The following is a 19,863-nucleotide window of genomic DNA, read 5'->3' as shown; positions in this document are numbered from 1 at the left end:
CGTCCAGCGACCGCGTTCCCGCCCGCACCCGCGCCGAGGCCGCAAACTCAGCCAGCCACCCCCTCCCCCGGGCACGGCCGACTGCGGCATCCAGCGACCACGTTCCCGCCCGCACCCGCGCCGGAGCCGCGAAACACCACCCGCCGGCCACGGATCAAAAGGCTCGCGTCGAGGCGGGGCCGCGGTTCGCGTGCCATGCTTCCGGCATGGAGGACACGGATCTGGTGCAGACCGGCATCGGCCTGCTGGCGTCGGTCTACCGGCTTCGCCAGAACCTGGAAACCGGGGGCGAAGCCGGCGCGAGCGGCTATCCCGAACTGCTCGAGGGCGCGCTCGAATTCACCATGACGGCCGACTCCGCCGTCCCGCCCGAATACCTCGCCGAACTGCAGGACGTCGTCAAGCAGGCCGTCGACGAGCTGGCTCGCCGGCAGGAAGCGCTCATGCGCGGGCTGCTGATGGGGTTCGTCAAGGTCGTCGAGACCTTCGAGGACGAGTGTCCCGGGCCCGACGTCCTGCAGATCCTTCAGCAGCTCTCCCTCGAGGTGGCGACGGATCCGCCGGAGGACTGAGCACGGCCCACGGACACCGGGTGGGTCAGGATCCGGCCCGTCCGGGCTCCCGCGCCGACGCCGTCGAGGCCCTGCCACTCCTGCGTGACCAGGTACAACGTGTCGTTGCTCAGCGCGCACGCGAAACACCCGTGGTCGAACGCCAGCCGTTCGACGACCTCGCCGCCCTCGCGGACCCGGGTGCACGACCGGCCCGGGACGTCCGACACCCAGACCGCGCCCGAAGCGTCCAGCGCGATGCCGTCCGGGACGCCCTTCCCGAGGTCGGCCCACACCCGGCGGTCCGTCAGGGCGCCGTCCGGGCCGACCGTGAACGCCGTCAGCCGGTTGGCGTACGACTCCGCCACGATCAGCGTCGCGCCGTCCGGGGTCAGGGCCATGCCGTTGCCGAACGCGATGTCGGCCGCGACCTCGCGGACCACGCCCGACGGGCTCACGTGGAGCAGCACCCCGGGCCGGTAGGGCTCCCCGGCCATCAGGTCGAAGCCGCCGCCGTTGACGTAGCAGCCGCCGTCGCGTGCCACCACGATCTCGTTGAACCCGCGCCCGCCCAGCTCGGCGTGGGTGACCAGGCCCTCCGGGGTCAGCCGCAGCAGCAGGCCGTCCGACGACGAGATGATCAGCGGCTGCCCGCCGGCGAAGTCGAAGCACATCGGCATCGTCGGGAAGTCCGCGCGGAACACCACCTCGCGCGCCCCGGCCGGGGTGACCGCCACGATCTCGTGCGCCAGCCAGTCGGCGAACCACAGGCGGCCGTCGTGCCAGCGCGGGGACTCGCCGAACGCGATCCCGTCCAGCAGCACCCCGGTCATCGCCACACCGCCAGCACCAGCGCCACGACCACGATCTTGACCAGCCAGTCGCCCGCGTGCAACGCGGCCAGCCGGACCGGCACGCGCTCGTGCAGCACCGAGCCCGCCAGGATCACCACCGGGAACCCCGCCCACACCAGCGCCGCCAGGCCGAAGACCGGCCACGACGTCGCCGTCGCCAGCACCGCGAAGACCACGACCAGCACCACCGTCCGGCCGAACTCCGCGCCCATCCGCCACGGGGACGGCCGCGCCGCCGCGCCCGCGGCGCTCAGCTCGGCCCACACCCGGCCGAACACCGTGTACCAGACCGCGCTCGCCACGAACGCGGCCACCGACGCCACCAGCACCGGGACAACCATCGCCTGCTCCCTTCGTCGACTTGCGAAGGGGACGTCGACGCCGGAATCCCGGCTTCGACATCAGCGGCGGGTCAAAGTGAAGAAGTCAGTCCGCGGGCCCGCAGCACCGCGCGCTCCAGCGGGCGGAACACCAGCAGCTCGATCCCGATGCCGACCAGCAGGATCAGGAAGATCGCCGCGATGACCGTCTCGATGCTGTTGAGCGACGAGCCCTGGTTCAGGTACGCGCCGAGACCCACGCCGAGCTGCGGGGACAGCGCGATGAGCTCGGCCGCCATCAGCGAGCGCCACGAGAACGCCCAGCCCTGCTTGAGCCCGGCGAGGAAGCCCGGCAGCGCCGCGGGCAGCAGGATGTGCCGGGCCGACGAGAGCCGGTTCGCGCCCATCACCTGGCCCACGCGCGGCAGGATCGGCGGGATCTGGTCGATGCCCGACACCAGGCCGTTCGCGATCGAGGGCACCGAGCCCAGCAGGACGACGAAGTAGATCGCGCCGTCGTTGATCCCGAACCACAGGATCGCGGCCGGCACCCAGGCCACCGACGGCAGGCTCTGCAGCCCGGTCAGCAACGGCCCGATCGCCGCCCGCACCACGCGGACCTTCGCCACGACCAGCCCCAGCGGCGTGCCGATGACCACGCCGGCCAGGAAGCCGAGCGCGGCGCGGTGGACCGACGTCCAGACGAAGCCGAAGACCTCGCCGTCGACGACGCGGCTCCAGAACTCGTCCCACACCGCGATCGGCGCGGGCAGCTGCGCCTCCGACCAGAACGCCGCCGCCCAGAGGACCTGCCAGATGACGACCAGCAGGACCAGGGCGAGCACGGGTGGCAGGAAACCCCAGGCGAAGCGCTTCCAGAAGCTCGGACGGCGATCGCCGACCGGGGCGTCGAGCGAATCCAGTCCGGCGCCGACCGCGTCCAGGTCGGTTTCGGACCGGTCAAGCTGCGGCATGGGTGCTGATCACCTCTCGCAGGTGCCCGGTGATCTCTTCGGTGAGCTCCTCGGCGTCGGCCAGCGGGACGTCCGTCCACTCGCGGACGACCTTCCCGGGCCGGGACGACAGGAGCACGACGCGCTGCCCGAGCCGGACGGCCTCGCGGACGTCGTGGGTCACGAACAGCACCGACGTGCCGGTGCTGCGGTAGACGCGCAGCAGTTCGCCCTGCAGGACGTCGCGGGTGATGGCGTCGAGCGCGGCGAACGGCTCGTCCATCAGCAGCAGCGCCTGCTGCGGGTCACCGCCGACGCGCAGGGTCGCGGCCAGCGCGCGGGCCAGCGCGACCCGCTGCCGCATCCCGCCGGACAGCTCGTGCGGCCGCTTGCCGCCCGCGCCCTCCAGCCGGACGAGCTCCAGCAGCTCGGCGGCCTTTTCACGGCGCTCGGCGCGCCCGAAGCCGGCCAGCCGCAGCGGCAGCTCGACGTTGCGGGCCGCGGTCAGCCACGGCATCAGCGCGGCTTCCTGGAACATGACCGCGGGCCGCGACGTGTTGAGCGTGATCTCCCCCGCCGACGGCGCGTCCAGCCCCGCGACCAGGTTCAGCAGCGTGCTCTTGCCGCAGCCGGACGCGCCGAGCAGGCAGACGAACTCGCCGGGCGCGACCGTGAGGTCCACGCCGTCGAGCGCGATGACCGCGCGGCCGGCCGGGCCGAACGCCTTGCGGACGCCGTCGAGCCGGACCGCCGTCGCACCGGTGTAGCTGGTGCGGCCGCTGGGGAGGGTGGTGGTCATCGCGGGCTGCCTCTCCGGATCACTTGGCCAGTTCGGGGGCGTTGACGGCGGGCTGGTTCTTCGCCTTGAGCACGTCGTTCAGCGGGCCGAAGTCGGCGAAGCCCTTCAGCGCGACCGCGGACTTCACCACGCCGGCGGTCACCGAGTCCTGCGCGAGCTGCGGGAACTCGGCCGGGATCGGGTCGCTGGTCAGCTCGATCCCCGAGAACGCCCGGTCGATCACCGCGGGGCTCAGGCTACTGCCGGCGAACTCCTTGAGCGCGCCGTTGACCACGGTCTTCGCGTCCGCCGGGTTGGCCTTCGCCCAGTCGATCGCGGCCAGCTGGCCCTTCAGCACCGCGCGGACGGTGTCCGGGTGCTGCTGCAGGAACTCGCTGCGCACGATGATGACCGTCGTCGGGAAGCGGCCGCCGGGCCACAGGTCCTTCTCGTCGACCAGGACCTTCGCGCCGGCGTCGAGGACCAGCCGCGACGCCCACGGCTCGGGCAGCCAGCCGCCGTCGACCTCGCCCTTCTTGAAGGCGTCGAGCGTCTTGGAGTTGTCCAGGTTGGTGATCTTGACCTGGCCGGTCAGCTGCTTGCCGGCCAGGAACTTCTTGAGCGCGACGTCCTGGGTGTTGGCCAGCTGCGGGGTGGCGATCGTCTTGCCCTTGAGCCCGTCGACGCTGGTGATGTCCGGCTTGACGACCAGCTGCGCGCCGCCCGAGACCGCGCCCGAGATCAGCTGGATGCTGCCCTTGGACTTGGTGAAGGCGTTGATGGCCGGGCCGGAGCCGATGTAGGCGATGTCGAGCGAGCCGCCCAGCAGCGCGTTGACCTCGTCGGGACCCGCGTTGAACGTCTGGGTGGTGAGCTTGGTCGAGCCCAGCTCCTGCTTGAAGAAGTCCTTCTTGACCCCGATCAGCGCGGGCGCGTGGGTGACGTTCGGGAAGAACCCGAGCCGCACCTCCCCGGCGGCCCCCTGGTTGGCGGCCGGCGCGGTGGTGTCGGCCGCGCGGGAGCAGCCCGCGAGCAGCCCCACGGCGGTCAGCGCGGCCAGCGCCGAGGCCAGGAAGCGGGTTCTGTGGTGGGTGCGCACGTCGGCGTCGCCTTTCCGGGGTCGGTGTCGTGGCGAGGTTCGCACGGTCACCCACTGGGGCGCATAGCCATCCGCATGACGGGAAATCGTGTGAGATTCCTTGACATCGGCCGGCGGCGCGCCTACGGGGCGACTGTCCTCGCTCTCGGTGCCGCCAGAGCATGCGGGGCGTCGCCGGTGAACGCGAGATGTTCCCGGCATCTGGACTTTCCGCCCGGCGTGGACAACCTCCCGGGTCACCCGAACGTGGTACGGGTGACGACGGAAACGGGAGGGAAGACATGACGAGCCGACGGGGCCAGGGAGCCACCGGTGTCCGCGTGGCGCTGGTCGTGCTGTTCATCGGGATGGGCCAGGCGACGTTCGAGTGGTTCAGGTCGCTCGGCATGGACGCCGTGACGAGCCTGGTGGTCTGGGGGATCCCGGTCGTCACGGCGGCCGCGGTGACGCTGGTGCTGTGGCTGGCGTCGGACCGCGCGTTCACGCTGCGGAACTGGCTGCCGGTGGCGGTCAGCATCCCGGTCTACCTGGGCGGGGCGTTCGGGCTCGCCACCGCGACGGCGAGCCTGGTGGCGTCGATCGTGACGGGGATCGGGTTCGGCATCGCGGTGGTGGCGATCGCGGGCCTGCTGCGCTCGCGCCGGCAGAACGCCGAAGCCCGCCACTAGCGCGTCAGCGGCGCAGGAGCAGGGAGACGTCGCCGAACTCGTGCCAGAGGTAGCGGCGCTCGACCGCCGCGTCGTACGCGCGCTGGACCAGGTCGCGGCCCGCCACCGCCGCCAGGAGCAGCAGGTGGGACGCGTCCGGGGCGTGCAGGCCCGTGACGATGCCGTCCACCACCCGGGCCGGGCGGTCCGGGCCGAGGACCAGCTCCGTCCAGCCTTCGGAGCCGCCGGGCAGGTCCGCCGACTCCAGAGCGCGCGCCGCCGTCGTGCCCACCGCGATCACCCGGCCGCCGCGGCCGCGGACCCACTGGACCAGCGCTGCCGTCGTCGCCGGGACGCGGAACCGCTCGGCCTGGGGTGGCTCGCCCGCCTCCGGCGACGACACGCCCGTATGCAGCAGCAGCGGCGCGAACAGGACGCCGTCCGTCACCAGGCGGGTCACCAGCGCGTCGGAGAACGGCCGGGCCGCCGACGGCATCTCCGCGCTGCCCGGCTCGCGGGCGAACACCGTCTGGTAGTCCGACAACGGCCATGCGCGCGGGACGTACCCGTAGCGGATCGGGCGGCCGACCGCCGCCAGGAACCCCGGCACCGTCCCTTCGACCGAGATCGTCGCCCGCCACAGCCGTGGCCCACCGGCCAGCAGCGTCAGCGACGCTCCCCCGGGCAGCTCCAGCCGCTCCCCCGCCTGCCCGTCGAGCAGTGGACCGCTGGGCGCGCGCAGCTCGACCACCCAGGCGCCGTCGTCCAGTTCCGTCGCGAAGTGGACGACGACCGGACGTCCGCCGCGGACGGCGTCGACCGCCGCGGGCAGCGTGCCGGACGTGTTGACCACCAGCAGGTCACCCGGCCTCAGGTGCTCCCCCAGCGAAGAGAACACCGTGTGGTGGACACCCGCGGGCGACGCGACCAGCAGGCGGACCTCGTCACGCGCCAGGCCACGAGCTTCCGGCGGGGCCGACGCCGACAGCTCGTCCGGCAGGTCGAAGCGGATGTTCATGCGGTCACCAGCAGGTCGGCGGCGCGGTAGCGGCCGCTGGGCGGGCGTTCGTCGAGCAGCCTCAGGAACGCCGGGACGGCCGTCTCCGGCAGCGGGCGGTCCGAGATGTCCTCGCCCGGGAACGCGCGCTGGTGCATCGCCGTGCGCAGGTCGCCCGGGTCGACCGCGTACACGGCCAGCTCCGGGTTCTCCGCGCCGAGCACGGCCGTGACCTGGTCGAGCGCGGCTTTCGCGGAGCCGTAGCCGCCCCAGCCTTCGTACGCTTCGACGGCGGCGTCCGAGCTGATGTCGACGATCGTGCCGCGCGCCGCCGTCAGCGCCGGCAGCAGCAGCTGCGTCAGGGCGAGCGGCGCGAAGACGTTGACGCGGTAGACGTTTTCCAGCTCCGCCAAGGGATAGCTCCCCAGCGGCGGCAGCGGGCTCACGCCGAGCGAGCTGGCGTTGTTGACGAGCAGGTCGAGCGACGGGCAGGCGTCGGCCAGCGACGCGCGGTGGGCCGGGTCGGCGACGTCGCCGGGGACGGCCGTGAAGCCGGTCTCCCGGGCCGCCGACGCCAGCGCGGCCGCGTCCCGGCCGTCGCCGACGACCGTCCACTTGCGACTCACCAGGGCCGCGGCGAGGGCCCGGCCCAGGCCGGCGGAAGCACCGGTGACGAGTGCGGTTGGCATGGTTCCTCCTTCGAGGGGTACCACACCATCGTGAAACCTCTACATTACTTGAGGTCAACCGCGGGACGGCCGCGAAGCGCGTAATACGCTGCCAGCGAAACGATCAGGCCGACGTAGTAGGCGAGGTCCGCGCCGTGCAGGGCCGCCGCGACCGGTCCGGTGTAGAGGGACGTGTTCATGAACGGCACCGCGGCCGCGAAGCCCACGACGAAGGCCACGAGCGCGGCCCACGGACGCACCGGGACCGAAGCCAGGACGTCCACGCTCCGCCCGCCGCGGGTCCGCGCGAGCCAGTCCGGGACGACGACACCGAGGAACGGCGGGATCCAGTAGCTGACGAACAACAGGACGTTCTCGAACTTGGCCGCCAGGTCACCGCTGTGCATCCAGAGGATCAGCGCGAACGCGAGCACCGTGACGACCACCGCCGACACGGGCCGCCGCAGCCGGACGCCGACCGTCTGCAGGGCCAGCGAGCCGCTGTAGTCGTTCATCGCGTTCGACGACACCGCCGCGAGCGCGATGACCGCCAGCGCGAGCGCGCCCAGGAACCCGCCGCCGAGCAGGTGCGCGACGCCCGCGGCCGTCTGGTCGCCCAGCGACGACCCCAGCGCGAGGCCGAGGCCTTCACCGATCGCGTACGACGCCGTGAGACCGAGCAGCGTCGCCCAGAAGACCGCGCGCGACGACGTCTCGACGGGCAGGTAGCGGCTGAAGTCCGACGCGTACGGCGCCCAGGAGATGGCCAGGGACAACGTGATCGTCGTGAACAGGACGACGCCGCCGGCGAGGTCGGCGCCTGACGCGGTGTTCGCGGTGGCGATCGGGTGTCCGGAAAGGACCTTCACGGCCAGCGCCGCGAACGCGAGCACCAGCAGCACGGTCATCACCGTCTGGACGCGGTGGATCAGGGCGTAGCCGAAGACGCCGAGGGTGCACTGCAGCACCAGCACGATCAGCACCGCGGCCCAGAACGGCAGCCCGGTCAGTTCGGCGAGGGCCTCGCCGCCGAACAGCCCGACCAGGGCGTCCCAGGCGATCGAGCCGAGCCACTGGACGAGCCCCGGCAGCACCACGCCGCCGCCGAAGGGCAGCCGGGCGAGCGGCAGCTGGCCGGTGCCGGTGCGCGGCCCCCACGTCGACAGGTACGCCGGGGGCAGCGATCCCAGGACGGTGCCGGCGAGCATCGCGGCCAGGCCCGTCCAGAAGCCGAGGCCCAGCGACGCCGCGAGGGTGCCGGTGAACACCGCGGTCATGGTCAGGTTCGGCGCGAACCACACGCTGAACAGCCGCCACGGCCGCCCGAAGCGGTTGCCCGGCGGGATCGGCGTGATGCCGTGGGTCTCGATCGCCAGGTCGCTGCCGCCGGTGGGCATGCGCCCGCCGAAGACCTCGGCACTCAGTCCGCTCATGTGCTGCCTCCTGTCGCGTTCACCCTAAAGCGCGCCCGCGTGGTGTAACGCGACGGCCCGAACGGGCGAATCACGGTTAGCCGGTACCGGACCGCTTCACACACCCGCCAGGCTTGTCCCGGCGAGGCACCCCCGGGAGGGTCGCGTGGTGCAGCATCCGCGGACGCTGGCGATGACCGGCCTGCTGGCCGCCGGTTTCGCGCTCGGCGTCACCGCGTTGACGCTCAAGGTGGCCGACGGCGGCCACTCCGCCCTCGACACCACCCTCAGCACCGCGACCGGGTTCCTGTTCCTCCTCGCGGGCGCGGTCGCGCACGTCCGGCGCCCGGCGAACCCGATCGGCGTGCTGATCGCGCTCGCCGGGGTCGCGGTGTTCCTCGAAGACCTGCAGTTCACGCGGAACCCGGTGCTGTACACGATCGCCGTGCCGCTGCGCGCCGCGTCCAGCCCGGTGATCGCGCACCTCGTGCTCGCCTTCCCGCACGGCAGGCTGCGGTCGCGGTGGGAGCGGCTGCTCGTGAGCGCGGCCTACCTGGTGGTGCTCGGGCTGGGCGTGCTCGGGCTGCTGTTCAACGACGACCCCCGCGACCTGCTGGCGATCTCCGCCGACCACGACGGCCGTGGCCTCGCCGACCGCGTGCTCGAGCTCGCGGCGACGGCGATCAGCGCCGGGGTGGTCGTCGTGCTGCTCTACCGGTGGCTCGCGGGCCGGCTGCCGCAGCGGCGGCTGCTCTCGCCGGTCATCGTCATCGCGCTGTTCGGCGCGCTCGCGTCGGGCGCGGGCACCGCCCTCGGTGACGGGCAGCCGCTGTCGGAGCCGCTCCTGCAGGCGTACCGGGTCCTGTTCTGCCTGTGGCCGCTGGCGTTCCTGACCGGGGTGCTGCGGGCGCGCGTCGGCAACGCCGAGATGATCCGGCTGCTGCTGGAGCGCGACGGCACCGGGCTGGCCGCGCTGGTGCAGGACGACGAGGTGTGGAAGGACAGCCGGTCGATCGACGCGCTCAACGCGGCGGCCGGGCTGGTGCTGGACAACCAGCGGCTGACGGCCGAGCTGGAGCAGCGGCTGGCCGAAGTGCGGGCATCGCGGGCCCGGCTCGTCGCGGCGGGCGACGAGGAGCGCCGCCGCCTGGAGCGCGACCTCCACGACGGCGCGCAGCAGCGGCTGGTCAGCGTGGTGCTGCTGGTGCGGATGGCCGGCCGCCGGTACGGCGGTTCGCTGCCGCCGGAGGTCCGCGCGCTCCTGTCCGGCACGGTCGACGAACTGCAGACGGCGATCACGGAGCTGCGCGAGCTGGCCCGCGGCATCCGCCCGGCGATCCTCACCGAGGCGGGCCTGGTCGCGGCCGTCCGGTCGCTGGCCGACCGCGTCCCGATGGCGGTGGCCCTGTCGGTCGGCGAGGTGCCCCGGCTGGACTCGGCGGTCGAGGCGACGGCCTACTTCGTGACGTCGGAAGCGCTGACGAACGCCTTGAAACACGCCCGAACCGAGTCGGTCGACGTGCGGATCGAGGTCGAAGGGACCGAGCTGCGGGTCTCGGTGACCGACCGCGGCGTCGGCGGCGCGGACGTCGACGGCGGCACCGGCCTGGCGGGCCTGCGCGACCGGGTGCAGGCGCTGGGCGGCGAGCTGGACGTGGCGAGCGGCGTCGGCGGGACGACCGTCTCGGCGGTCATCCCGCTCGGCGAGGCGCCCGGAACGCCGTGAAGGGCACCCCCGTGACCTCGCGGTCATGAGAGTGCCCTTCACGGACCCTCAGTGAATCAGACGAGCAGCAGGAACAGCAGCCCGTTGGGCGTGCCGAGACCCGTCACGTCGTCGTAGCCGGGCGTGGTGTGGATGGTCAGGCCCTGGTAGTCGAGCGTGCGCACCGAGGTGAGCAGGCCCTTCGAGGCGTCGACCGAGTTCGCGTAGTCCACGCGCTCCACCGCGGCGTCCACGTGCTTCACGTCGCTGATCGCCGGGGTCCGGGAGGTCAGCTTGTAGATCACGGGGTTGATGAAGCCGTGGTGGAAGTGGTCGGAGCTGTCGGCCACCGCCATGATGCCGGCGAACACCGGCGACGCGAGGCTCGTGCCGCCGATCCGGTACTGGTCGTAGTAGGCGCCGTCCGGGAAGGTCTGCGTCTGGCCGACCAGGAAGCCGGTGTTCGGGTCACCGATCGCCGAGATGTCGGGGACGACCCGGCCCTTGTTGTCGCCGGTCTGGTTCTTCTTCGCCAGCGCGTCCGGCACGACACCCTTCTGGTAGAAGGGCTGCGGGAACAGCCGGCTCGTGCCACCACCGGAACCGCTGGTGTAGTTCGCCGGGCCGTAGACGCCGTTGGTCAGCGAGGACTTGCTGGTCTCCCAGCCGGTCTCGAAGATCCGCTTGCCGTCCTTGCCGATCGCGATGGACGTGCCGCCGACCGCGGTGATCCACGGCGCCGAGGCGGAGAAGTCCGGCGACGGCGTGCCGAGGCGCGCGACCTCGTCACCGTTGTCGCCCGAGGAGAAGTAGACGCCGATGCCCTCGAGCACCGCCTGCAGCGAGATCTGGTTGAACACCTTGACCTCGTCGGCCGGGATGTCCTCGCCGGTGTCGCCGTAGGAGTTCGACACGATGTCGGCCTTGTGGCCGGCGATCACGTAGTTCAGCGCCACGTCGAGGGCGTTGTCCTCGCAGGACTCGCCGCCGACGTACAGGATGTCGGCGCCCGGCGCGAGACCGTGGGCGGCCTCGACGTCGAGGGTCTCCTCGCCGTACCAGCCCGCCGCGTCGCACTGGTCCGGCGGCTCGAGAACCGGGTTCGCCGGGAACACGTGCTGCTTGAACTGGCTCTGCTTCAGCGGGTGCTGCGGGTCGTTCTTCTTGGCGTACGTGCTCGCGTCGGAGTAGATCGTCGGCGAGGCGAACGCGTCCACGATGGCGATCGTGGTGCCCTTGCCGTCCGAGCGGGCCTGGTCGACGCCGTAGGCCGAGCGCAGCTGCGCCGGGGTGTACCCGCAGGGGGCGTAGGGCAGGTGCTGGCCGTTGTAGGCGGGATCGGTGGTGTCGATCTTCTCGCCGTAGTAGGCGCTGCACGGCCGCGCGTTGCGGAACCCGGGGCCGGGCGGGACGTCGGCCGGCGTCGCGGAACCGGTGGCGTGGTCCGGCTTGAACAGGTTGGTCGCCTGGTCCACGCCGACGACGCCGAGCACGTCGTTCGCCAGGTTCGCGGGCACCGACAGGTTCTTGTCGGCGGCGCGGAGGGTCTGGCCCTTGACGTTGTACTTGGCCAGCTTGACGTCGAACGCCTTCTGGGTCTGGTCGGCGGTGCCGGTCGCCTCGACGTACGCGCGGTTCGAAGGCACGTCGCCGATGCTGAACCCGCTGCCGGTCAGCCACGCCTTGACGGCGTTCACCGTCGCGTCGGTGGCGGCGAACTGGTCGCGCACCTGGTCGGGGCTGAGGTACTGGCGGTAGGTCCTGCTGTCCGGATCGGACACGGCCTGGGCCAGGGCCTCGGCACCCGCGTTGTCGCGCTGGTTCAGGTAGACCCGGAAGCTCAGCTTGGACGCCGGCGCCGTGTCGGCGACCTTCGCCTGCGCGTTCGCCCACAACGGGTGCGACTGCGGAATGTCGGAACGCCCCTGCGCCGACGCCGTCGCCGGCAGGCTCGCGGTGAGACCACCCACCACCGCGAGCGAAAGGAGCAGGGTGGAGCTTCTTCGCACAGAAATCTCCCTCTCGAAAGCGGCCCCCGGGAAATGGGCCTGGAACACCGGACGAGACTAGATCGGCCTTCCACTCCCGGGGAAGTGCTTGCGGAACCGTTATCTGGTCGCGAATTCACGCACCCCGGAACGTGGTACGGAAATCCGATTTGTCGCAGTGATTGCTCCCCGATGCGCATTAAGTCCGGTTCGTTCCCGTATTGCGGATCACGAGCGCGGGTCACCCACCACCTACGAAAGTCGGATGCTCCGTCCACTCGGGACAGTCGCCGGGTGGCGGTATTTCGGCCGCCGTCAGGCTTCCGCCGCCAGGCGGCGGTCCACCGCGGCCGGGGCGAACACCGCCTCGACGACCATCGCGACCGCCCCGCCGAGTGCTTCGCCGCGGCCGCCGATTTCGACGCGCAGGTTCCGCGTCGCCCGCGGCAGCGCCCGCCGGTAGAGCACTTCGCGGACCCCGGCGACGAAATGCGGTTCGGCCAGGTCGCCGGCGATGACCAGCACGCCCGGGTTGACCACGCAGACCAGCGTCGCGAGGACTTCGCCGACTTGCCGCCCGGCGGCCTCGGCCAGGCGCACCGCCTCGGGTTCGCCGGCCACGAGCCGCTCGCGGACGCCCGATCCCGACGTCGTCGGCAGGCCCAGTTCCGTCAAGCGCGCGGCGAGCGCACCGCCGCCGGCGACCGCGGCCAGGCAACCGAACGAGCCGCACGCGCAGCGCGCGTCCTCGTGGCCGGGCAGCCGGATGTGCCCGATGTCGCCCGCCCCGCCGTCGACGCCGCGGTACACCTCGCCGCCGATCACCAGCCCGGCCCCGATCCCGGTGGACGCCTTCACGACGACGAGCGCGGCTTCGTCCGGGTAGCGGGCGCGGTGCTCGCCCAGCGCCATCAGGTTCGCGTCGTTGTCGACCAGCACCGGGGCCCCGAACCGCGCCCCGAGGTGCGCGTCGATCGGGAAGCCGTCCCAGCCGGGCATGATCGGCGGCTGCGTGACCCGGCCGCGGCCGGGCTCGACGGGACCCGGCACGGAAACGCCGATGCCGCACACCGGCCGGCCGGCCGCGGCCAGCATCTCGTCGAACCACCCCGCGATCCGGCCGAGCACGGGCTCCGGGCCGTCGGCGACGCGCAGCGGCCCCGCGCGGTGCGCCAGCCGCCGTCCGGCCAGGTCGGTGAGCGCGGCCTCGGCGTGCATGGTGTCGATGCTCGCGGCGAGGACGACGGCGTGCCGGTCGTCGAAGCGCAGCCGCCGCGCGGGACGGCCGCCGGTCGAGTCCTCCAGGGCACCTTCGGCCAGCAGGCCGAGCGCCTGGAGCCGGTCCAAGCGCGCGGTCAGCGTCGTACGGGACAGCCCGCTGCGCGTGAGCAGGGCCTTGCGCGTGGTCGCCTGCCCGGTCCTGACCAGCTGCAACAGCTCGCCGGCGCTGGTCGTCATCGCCCTCCCTCGGACTTTTGTCCATTGACAATACACAAGTCGGAGATAGATTGGACATATGGACGTAACATGGGGGCGGGCCGCGGCGGTCCTGGACGGCAACTGGCTCGGCTCGTCGACCGTGCCGTCACGCGGGCTCTACCCGCACCAGTGGAGCTGGGACTCCGCGTTCATCGCCATCGGCCTGCGCCACCTCTCCCCCGCCCGCGCGCGGCGTGAGCTGCTGACGCTGTTCTCCGCGCAGTGGCGCGACGGCCGCGTCCCGCACATCCTCTTCGACCCGGACACCCCACCCGAGGCGTACTTCCCGGGGCCGTCTTTCTGGCGGGCCGGGCGGACGTCGGGGCTGATCCAGCCGCCGGTGCACGCGCGGGCGGTGCTCGCGGTGCACGAGGCCGAGCCCGACCCCACATTCCTCGCCACGCTCTACCCGAAGCTGCGGGCCTGGCACGAATACCTGCGGGTTTCGCGGGACGCCGGCGGGCGCGGGCTCGCCGCGATCGTGCACCCGTGGGAGTCGGGGATGGACAACAGCCCGGCCTGGGACAGCCCGCTCTCGCGCGTCACGCCGTCGGGCGGGTTCGTCCGCCGCGACCTGCAGCACGGCACGGCCGCCGACCGTCCGAGCGACGACGACTACGGCCGGTACGTCCGGCTCGCCGCCGACTACCGGGACAGCGGCTACCGCGACTTCGGCGACTTCGTCGTCGAGGACCCGGGCTTCAACGCGATCCTGGCCGACGCCGAACTGGCCCTGGCCGAGATCGCCGAGGTCCTGGGCCTCCCCGCGGCCGCCGCCGGGCACCGCGAGTCCGCGGCGCGCGTCGCGAAGGCGATGCAAGAAGCCTTGTGGGACCACGACTTCTTCTTCGCCCGCGACGTCCGCACCGGCGCCCTGATCCGCACGTACACCTGCGCGGGCCTGCTCCCGCTGCTGCTACCGGACCTGGCCGTCGCCCCGGCGCTGCTGGCGACGGCCACCGGCCCGCGGTTCCGGCTCGGCCGGGTGCGCGGCGTCCCGAGCCACGACCTGACCGCGCCGGAGTTCGACCCGGCCCGCTACTGGCGAGGCCCGTCGTGGGCCAACGTCGGCTGGCTGCTCCACCGCGGCCTCCGCCACCACGGCGAGCACCCCCTCGCCGCCCGGCTGCGCGACGACCTGGTGCGCACCGCGGCCGACACGGACTTCGCGGAGTACTGCAACCCGCTCACCGGCGCCGGCCACGGCACCCGGACGTTCGGCTGGACCGCGGCCCTGACCCTCGACCTGCTGGCTCAACCCGCCGAAGTCGCGTAGTCCGAGCCCAGCCAGGTCTCGTCGATCCGCAGCCGCTTGTAGCGCGTGCTGTCGCTCGAGGCCGCGTACGTGCTCGTCACCTGCAGGCGGACGTACCGCGCCGTCACCGCGGTCAGGTCGACGAACTGGACGCCGCGGTGGCTCGGGAGGGTCCCGGACTTCACCGCGCTGCCCCAGTTCTTGCCGTCGCTGGAGACGAAGACCTGGTACGCCTTGATGCGCGCCGACTGCTCCGAGTCCGACCGGGCGTAGCTGACCGAGTCCTCCCGCTGGTTGATGCCGACGTACTGGACCTTCTTCGCCGACCCGAGGTCGTAGTCCAGGTTGACCGGCAGGGTCTTGTTGTTGTCGAAGTAGGTCAGGTAGTCGCCGTCGCTCGCCGCCTGTCCACTGTGGCCGCTCGCCGAGGCGCTCGCCTTGAGCGTCACGGTCTTCGGGTCGTACATGCCGGTGCGGCCGGCCGTCTCGACCTTGAACACCGTGTCGTAGGTGTCCCAGCCGGACAGTCCCGTCAGGGTCAGGCTGCCGCCGCCCTGGCTGAACGAGATCGGCGCGCCGGTGCGCAGGTCCGTCACCCCGGAGACGCGGTAGCCGTTGTCGCGGATCTTCAGCGTGCTACCCGACGGCTTGGTCAGGACGTGCACGTACTGCGTGCCGCCCTTGATCGTGATGACGCCGTGCGCGCCGTCGTTCCAGAAGCCGGGCTGCATGCCGCCGTACATGTACCCGGCGCCTTCGGTGCCGCCGAGCGACTCCCAGATCGCGCTCAGGTAGGTGTTCGCGAAGTTGTTGAACGCCTCCTGGTTGGACGGGAACTTGCCGTTCACCATCGCCGTCTCGGCCATCAGCGACTTGATCGACGAACCCGAGTTCGTCACCAGACGTCCGATGTTCAGCTGCTTGTTCACCGCCGAGTTCGACCCGCCGTACCACCACGAGCCGGTGTCGGGCAGCTTGAAGCACGCCTCGGTGAGCCGCGGCATCGCCGTGTAGGTGGCCTGCGGGTAGTCGTAGGCCGGCGTCATGCCGGTCTTCTGCTCGTTGCTGATCGTGTCCATGATCGGCGTGTCTTCGTTGTTGTTGCTCAGCAGGTAGTCCGGGCGCTGCTGGTAGATCTGCTGGTAGAGGTTGTGCGACAGCCAGTAGTCGCTGTCGTTGTCGATCCAGAAGCCGCCGAGGTCCGGGTAGTTCTTCATGACCTCGAAGAAGTTGTCGTAGCTGAACTGGCCGAAGCCGTCCTGGGTGTCGAGGTTCACGGTCTTGCCCTTGTACTTCGAGTAGCCGGCGGAGTCGAGCCACTCGTGGCCGCCTTCGTCGTGCCACTGGGCGTCGTTGGTCATGTAGAGGATGACCTTGAGGCCCTGGGACTTCGCCGCGGCGATCAGCTCGCCGAGGAAGTCCCGCTTGGTGGAACAGCTGCCGGGGATCTTCGACGGCCAGGCCCGCGAGTAGCCGAGCCGGCTGTGGAACGACGCCAGCACGAGGTAGGAGGCGTGCAGCTTCTTGGCTTCGTTGACCCAGTACGTGGGCGTCCACCCGCCGTCGGTGATCGCCTTCTCCCAGGCGCTGCAACTGGTGTAGCCGGGCGAGGTGCGCATACCCCAGTGCAGGAACAGGCCCGCCTGGCTGTCGCGCAGCCACTGCTGGGACGGCTTCTGCAGGTCGGCCGACGCCGGCGCGGCGACGAGCCCGGCGACCATCAGCATCGAGGCGCACGCGACGAAGACGCGGCGCAGGAACCTGACTGACATGAGCGACCTCCAGTGGTCTGGTCCAGTCGGTGGTGTACTCCCGGCCGACGGGCCTGGTCAAGGCTGAGGTCCGACCTTTGGGGCACGTTTCGCTGACCGGCACATCCCGTGAGGGCCGTTCGGGTTAAATATCTGATATATGACACGACAGATCCGATCTCTCTTGACTGGGCGTCCCGGAGGCGAGTAGATGTTCTCCCCAGAGAGCGCTTTCGCCCTCACCCACCGCTCCGGCGAAACGGGCAGCACGCCGCGCCCCCAGAGCTGGTCGGGATGCCGACGGACGGCGGATCGGCATCCCGGCCACCCGTCCGGTGCGGGGCACCGTCCTTTCCGCGACGGTGCCCCGCCCGGACTGCCCGCTCCACCGGGGCCCGTGCACGAAAGGACAACGAATGTCCGAGCACCCCCTTCGCCCGACCCGGCGCGCGGTCCTGGCCGGCACCCTGGGCGCGCTGGGCGCCCTCGCCGCGGCGGGACCCGTCGCCCGGGCGGCGGACCGGCTGCCCCCGATCGGCGGCGCGGCGCCGCCGGCGGACTGGTCCCGCGCCGTCATCGACTCGACGATGAAGCGCTACACACCCGCGAACATCGGCGGCTGGGGCTACACCCTCGGCCTGTACCTCTACGGCCAGTACCTCTTCTACAAACGCACCGGCGAGAAGAAGTACCTGGACTACATCGTCGCGTGGTACGACCGCTTCATCACCGACAGCGGGATCTCGAACAGCTTCACCAACCTCGACTCGATGCGCTCGTGCCAGATGCTGCCGCTGCTGTTCGCCGAGACCGGCCGCAAGAAGTACAAGACGGCGGCCGACCAGCTGCGCAAGCGGTTCCCGGCCTACCCCCGCACGTCCGACGGCGGCATGTTCCACGCCACCAGCAAGGTCGGCCAGCTGTGGGGCGACGGCGCCTACATGGCCCAGCCGTTCCTCGCGCTCTACGGCGCGGCGTTCGGCGACGGCGACTACTGCTTCGAAGAGTCGGCCAAGAACCTCGTCGTCTACTTCAGCCACCTGCGCGAACCGGCGAAGGGCCTGCTGTACCACGCCTACGACGAGGACGGCTCCGAGTCGTGGGCGTCCGGGGCCGGGCACCACTCGAAGTTCCACTGGGCCCGCGCGATCGGCTGGTTCGGCATGGCCGCCATCGACATCCTCGAGGTGCTCCCGGCGAACCACCCGCGTCGGCCGGCGCTGATCGACATGGTCGGCTTCCTGGCCGCGGGCTACCAGCGCTACCAGGACGCGGCGACCGGCCGGTGGTACCAGATCGTCGACCGCGGCAGCGACGCGAAGAACTGGCTGGAGACGTCGGCGTCGTCGATGTACACGTTCACGCTGGCCCGCGGCGTCCAGCGCGGCTACCTGCCGGCGTCGTACCAGGCGGTCGCGGACCGCGGCTACGCCGGCGTCCTCAAGAAGGTCTCGGTGGGCTCGGACGGCCTGACGAACATCACGGACATCTGCGAAGGCACCAACGTCGGCGACCTGTCCTACTACTACGGCCGCGCCCGCAAGACGAACGACTTCCACGGCCTGGGCGCGTTCCTCATCATGAACGAGCAGTACTCGCACTGACCACGAAGGCGCGCCGCAGAAGGGGCCCCGGCTCACCAAGCCGGGGCCCCTTCGTCCGTGCGTAAAGAGGCATCACACGTGATCAGACGGGCATCATGCGTGATTGGAGAGGCATCATGCGTGATTGGACGGGCATCGGGGTGATGCCCCGCTGATCACGCATGATGCCCCTGCAATCACGCGTGATGCCTCTTGGCACACGGGTGAGGCCCCTTCCCGTGCGGGGGAAGGGGCCTCGGCCGGGCTGGTCAGCAGGTGCTGGTGGAGCCGGAGGCGTTCAGGCGGAGGGCGGAGCCCGACGTCGTCGCCGAGTTCTTGACGCAGTAGCCCGTCACCGTCTGGAAGCCGACGTCGAACGGGCTGTTCGAACCCTTCTCCGCCGTGAAGTGGTCGAACGTGATGTCCGAGCTGTTGTTGACGATGCTCGCCGGGCGGCCGTCGTCCTTGCCGAAATCGACCGAGCTGTCCACGAACTTGATGCCCGACGCGTAGTGCAGGTACCAGCCGTACGAGGGGCGCGTGCCGATCGACTTCGGGTTGTAGTCGTTCGCGTCGTTGCTCGGGACGCCCGTGCCCATCGTGCCGCTGCCGCCCGGGACGGTCAGGTGCACGCCGGTGAAGGTGACGTCCGAGACGCGGTGGCTGCCGTCCGCGCCCCAGATCGTCGGGCTGAAGTTGGTGCCTGTGTGCGTGCCAGTGACGTTGTCGAACGTGATGCCGCTGATCGAGCCGACGCCGGGCTTGTTCCCGCACCGCTTGCGCGTGCCGATCTTCATCATGATCGGCGAGTAGGTACCGGACATCGTGATGTTGCGGTAATGGACGTCGGAGATCTTCGCGCCGTCCATCGAAACGATCCCGATCCCGGATTTGTGCGCGCTGGTGATCGTGATGTCCGAGAACTGGTAACCGGTGAAGTCACCGCACGTCTCGGAGCCGAACATCAGCGCGTTGCAGCACTGCGCCGACAGTTTCGCATTGTTCACCGTGACGTTGCCGTTCGGCAGTTTCGCACCCAGTGCGTAGTCGCTCTTGAACACCAGCGCGTCGTCGTTCGCCGCGATGTTCGCATTGGTGATCGTCACGTTCGTCGTGCTGATGATGTTCCAGCCGTCGCGGTCGCTCGCCGTGTCGATCGTCAGCTTGTCCGAAACGACGTTCGTGCAGCCGTTGATCAGCGCCCCGAAGTGCCCGCCGCGGCGCAGCTTGATCCCGGACAGCGTAAGACCGTCACAGCGGGTGAGCGACAGGATCTTGTCGGCCTGGCCGGACTTCGGGTTGCCGGTGATGAGGTTGCCGCCGCCGTCGATGGTGCCGGCGCCGGTGAACCCGATGTTCGTGAGCTTGTCGCCGGAGAACATCGCGTTGTGGAAGTGGCTGTGACCGTAGTCCTGGTAGGCGTCCCACTGGTTCGGCTCGGGCTTGTCGTAACTGTCCGCGCTCGACCCGGTGATCGTCGCGCCGGCGTCCAGCTGGATCGTCACGTTGCTCTTCAGGTGGACCGTGTTGGCCGACTTGTACGTGCCGGAAGTGAACCGGACGGTGCCGCCGCCGGCCGCGTTGGCCGCCGTGATCGCCTTGTCGATGGCTCCGGAATCGTTGGCCGACCCGTTTCCCTTGGCGCCGTAGTCCTTGACGTCGTAAACGCCGCCGGGCGCGGCCGTGGTGACCCCTGCTCCGGCCACCACCAGCCCTGCCACCGCGAAGGAGACCAGCAAAAACCTTTTCACCGTGAGACCGCCTTGTCATGTTTCGGGAAAAGCTCGGCATGACGGCGGAGCACTCAGCCTACGAGCGCCGCG

At 71.0% G+C, this 19,863-nt stretch carries 17 protein-coding genes; 5 read left to right on the top strand and 12 right to left on the bottom strand.

The annotated features are described in order from the left end of the window. Positions 1-206 precede the first annotated feature (206 nt). On the top strand, positions 207-572 hold the full coding sequence (locus ACWEN0_RS27015) for a hypothetical protein (protein ID WP_451979134.1): 366 nt from the start codon (positions 207-209) through the stop codon (positions 570-572). Here the strand turns inward: ACWEN0_RS27015 and ACWEN0_RS27010 are convergent. The 5 genes from ACWEN0_RS27010 to ACWEN0_RS26990 form a co-directional block, all read right to left on the bottom strand. Next, on the bottom strand, positions 527-1,384 hold the full coding sequence (locus ACWEN0_RS27010) for an SMP-30/gluconolactonase/LRE family protein (protein ID WP_451979131.1): 858 nt from the start codon (positions 1,382-1,384) through the stop codon (positions 527-529). The genes ACWEN0_RS27015 and ACWEN0_RS27010 overlap by 46 nt on opposite strands. Next, positions 1,381-1,746 carry a DUF1761 domain-containing protein gene (locus tag ACWEN0_RS27005; protein ID WP_451979128.1) on the bottom strand — a complete coding sequence of 122 codons (366 nt, stop codon included), beginning with the start codon at positions 1,744-1,746 and terminating at the stop codon, positions 1,381-1,383. The genes ACWEN0_RS27010 and ACWEN0_RS27005 overlap by 4 nt, the downstream gene beginning before the upstream one ends. 71 nt (positions 1,747-1,817) lie before the next feature. Continuing rightward, positions 1,818-2,699 (bottom strand): ABC transporter permease, encoded by an 882-nt coding sequence (locus tag ACWEN0_RS27000; RefSeq protein ID WP_451979125.1) that lies wholly within the window; start codon positions 2,697-2,699, stop codon positions 1,818-1,820. Continuing rightward, positions 2,686-3,477 carry an ABC transporter ATP-binding protein gene (locus ACWEN0_RS26995; protein WP_451979121.1) on the bottom strand — a complete coding sequence of 264 codons (792 nt, stop codon included), beginning with the start codon at positions 3,475-3,477 and terminating at the stop codon, positions 2,686-2,688. Before ACWEN0_RS26995 ends, ACWEN0_RS27000 begins: the two co-directional genes overlap by 14 nt. A 19-nt stretch (positions 3,478-3,496) precedes the next feature. Continuing rightward, positions 3,497-4,555, bottom strand: coding sequence for an ABC transporter substrate-binding protein (locus tag ACWEN0_RS26990; RefSeq protein WP_451979118.1), 1,059 nt, complete (start codon positions 4,553-4,555; stop codon positions 3,497-3,499). Between the two features lie 281 nt (positions 4,556-4,836). Between ACWEN0_RS26990 and ACWEN0_RS26985 the strand changes: the two genes are divergently transcribed. Continuing rightward, entirely contained in the window at positions 4,837-5,223 is a 387-nt protein-coding gene (locus ACWEN0_RS26985; RefSeq protein WP_451979115.1) for a hypothetical protein, read from the top strand. 4 nt (positions 5,224-5,227) lie between these two features. Here ACWEN0_RS26985 and ACWEN0_RS26980 read toward each other — a convergent pair whose 3' ends face one another. The 3 genes from ACWEN0_RS26980 to ACWEN0_RS26970 are packed head-to-tail and all read right to left on the bottom strand — an operon-like array spanning position 5,228 to position 8,300. Then, positions 5,228-6,220, bottom strand: coding sequence for an S-adenosylmethionine:tRNA ribosyltransferase-isomerase (locus tag ACWEN0_RS26980; protein ID WP_451979112.1), 993 nt, complete (start codon positions 6,218-6,220; stop codon positions 5,228-5,230). Beyond that, positions 6,217-6,888, bottom strand: a complete 672-nt coding sequence (locus ACWEN0_RS26975; protein ID WP_451979109.1) for an SDR family NAD(P)-dependent oxidoreductase — start codon at positions 6,886-6,888, stop codon at positions 6,217-6,219. Before ACWEN0_RS26975 ends, ACWEN0_RS26980 begins: the two co-directional genes overlap by 4 nt. Before the next feature lie 44 nt (positions 6,889-6,932). Next, complete coding sequence (locus ACWEN0_RS26970) at positions 6,933-8,300, bottom strand: purine-cytosine permease family protein (protein ID WP_451979106.1); 1,368 nt, start codon at positions 8,298-8,300, stop codon at positions 6,933-6,935. Positions 8,301-8,448: 148 nt separating this feature from the next. Here ACWEN0_RS26970 and ACWEN0_RS26965 point away from each other — a divergent pair, with 148 nt between their 5' ends. Then, the gene (locus tag ACWEN0_RS26965) at positions 8,449-10,005 is read left to right on the top strand and encodes a sensor histidine kinase (RefSeq protein ID WP_451979813.1); all 1,557 of its coding nucleotides are present in this window, start codon (positions 8,449-8,451) and stop codon (positions 10,003-10,005) included. A gap of 56 nt (positions 10,006-10,061) precedes the next feature. On the opposite strand, the gene ACWEN0_RS26960 is transcribed toward ACWEN0_RS26965, so the two are convergent. Together ACWEN0_RS26960 and ACWEN0_RS26955 are read right to left on the bottom strand one after the other, a co-directional pair. Continuing rightward, complete coding sequence (locus tag ACWEN0_RS26960) at positions 10,062-11,993, bottom strand: S53 family peptidase (protein WP_451979103.1); 1,932 nt, start codon at positions 11,991-11,993, stop codon at positions 10,062-10,064. A gap of 294 nt (positions 11,994-12,287) precedes the next feature. Next, positions 12,288-13,430 carry an ROK family protein gene (locus ACWEN0_RS26955; RefSeq protein ID WP_451979100.1) on the bottom strand — a complete coding sequence of 381 codons (1,143 nt, stop codon included), beginning with the start codon at positions 13,428-13,430 and terminating at the stop codon, positions 12,288-12,290. A gap of 58 nt (positions 13,431-13,488) precedes the next feature. Between ACWEN0_RS26955 and ACWEN0_RS26950 the strand changes: the two genes are divergently transcribed. Next, positions 13,489-14,727, top strand: a complete 1,239-nt coding sequence (locus ACWEN0_RS26950; protein ID WP_451979097.1) for an amylo-alpha-1,6-glucosidase — start codon at positions 13,489-13,491, stop codon at positions 14,725-14,727. Here the strand turns inward: ACWEN0_RS26950 and ACWEN0_RS26945 are convergent. Next, on the bottom strand, positions 14,706-16,478 hold the full coding sequence (locus tag ACWEN0_RS26945; protein ID WP_451979094.1) for a discoidin domain-containing protein: 1,773 nt from the start codon (positions 16,476-16,478) through the stop codon (positions 14,706-14,708). The genes ACWEN0_RS26950 and ACWEN0_RS26945 overlap by 22 nt on opposite strands. A 395-nt stretch (positions 16,479-16,873) precedes the next feature. Here ACWEN0_RS26945 and ACWEN0_RS26940 point away from each other — a divergent pair, with 395 nt between their 5' ends. Next, on the top strand, positions 16,874-18,061 hold the full coding sequence (locus tag ACWEN0_RS26940) for a glycoside hydrolase family 88/105 protein (RefSeq protein WP_451979091.1): 1,188 nt from the start codon (positions 16,874-16,876) through the stop codon (positions 18,059-18,061). A gap of 248 nt (positions 18,062-18,309) precedes the next feature. Here the strand turns inward: ACWEN0_RS26940 and ACWEN0_RS26935 are convergent, their stop codons facing one another. Further along, the gene (locus tag ACWEN0_RS26935; protein ID WP_451979088.1) at positions 18,310-19,791 is read right to left on the bottom strand and encodes a glycoside hydrolase family 28 protein; all 1,482 of its coding nucleotides are present in this window, start codon (positions 19,789-19,791) and stop codon (positions 18,310-18,312) included. Positions 19,792-19,863: the final 72 nt, after the last annotated feature.

The organism is Amycolatopsis sp. NPDC004378, from assembly GCF_053602455.1.
This window is presented reverse-complemented; position numbering and strand designations above follow the sequence as displayed.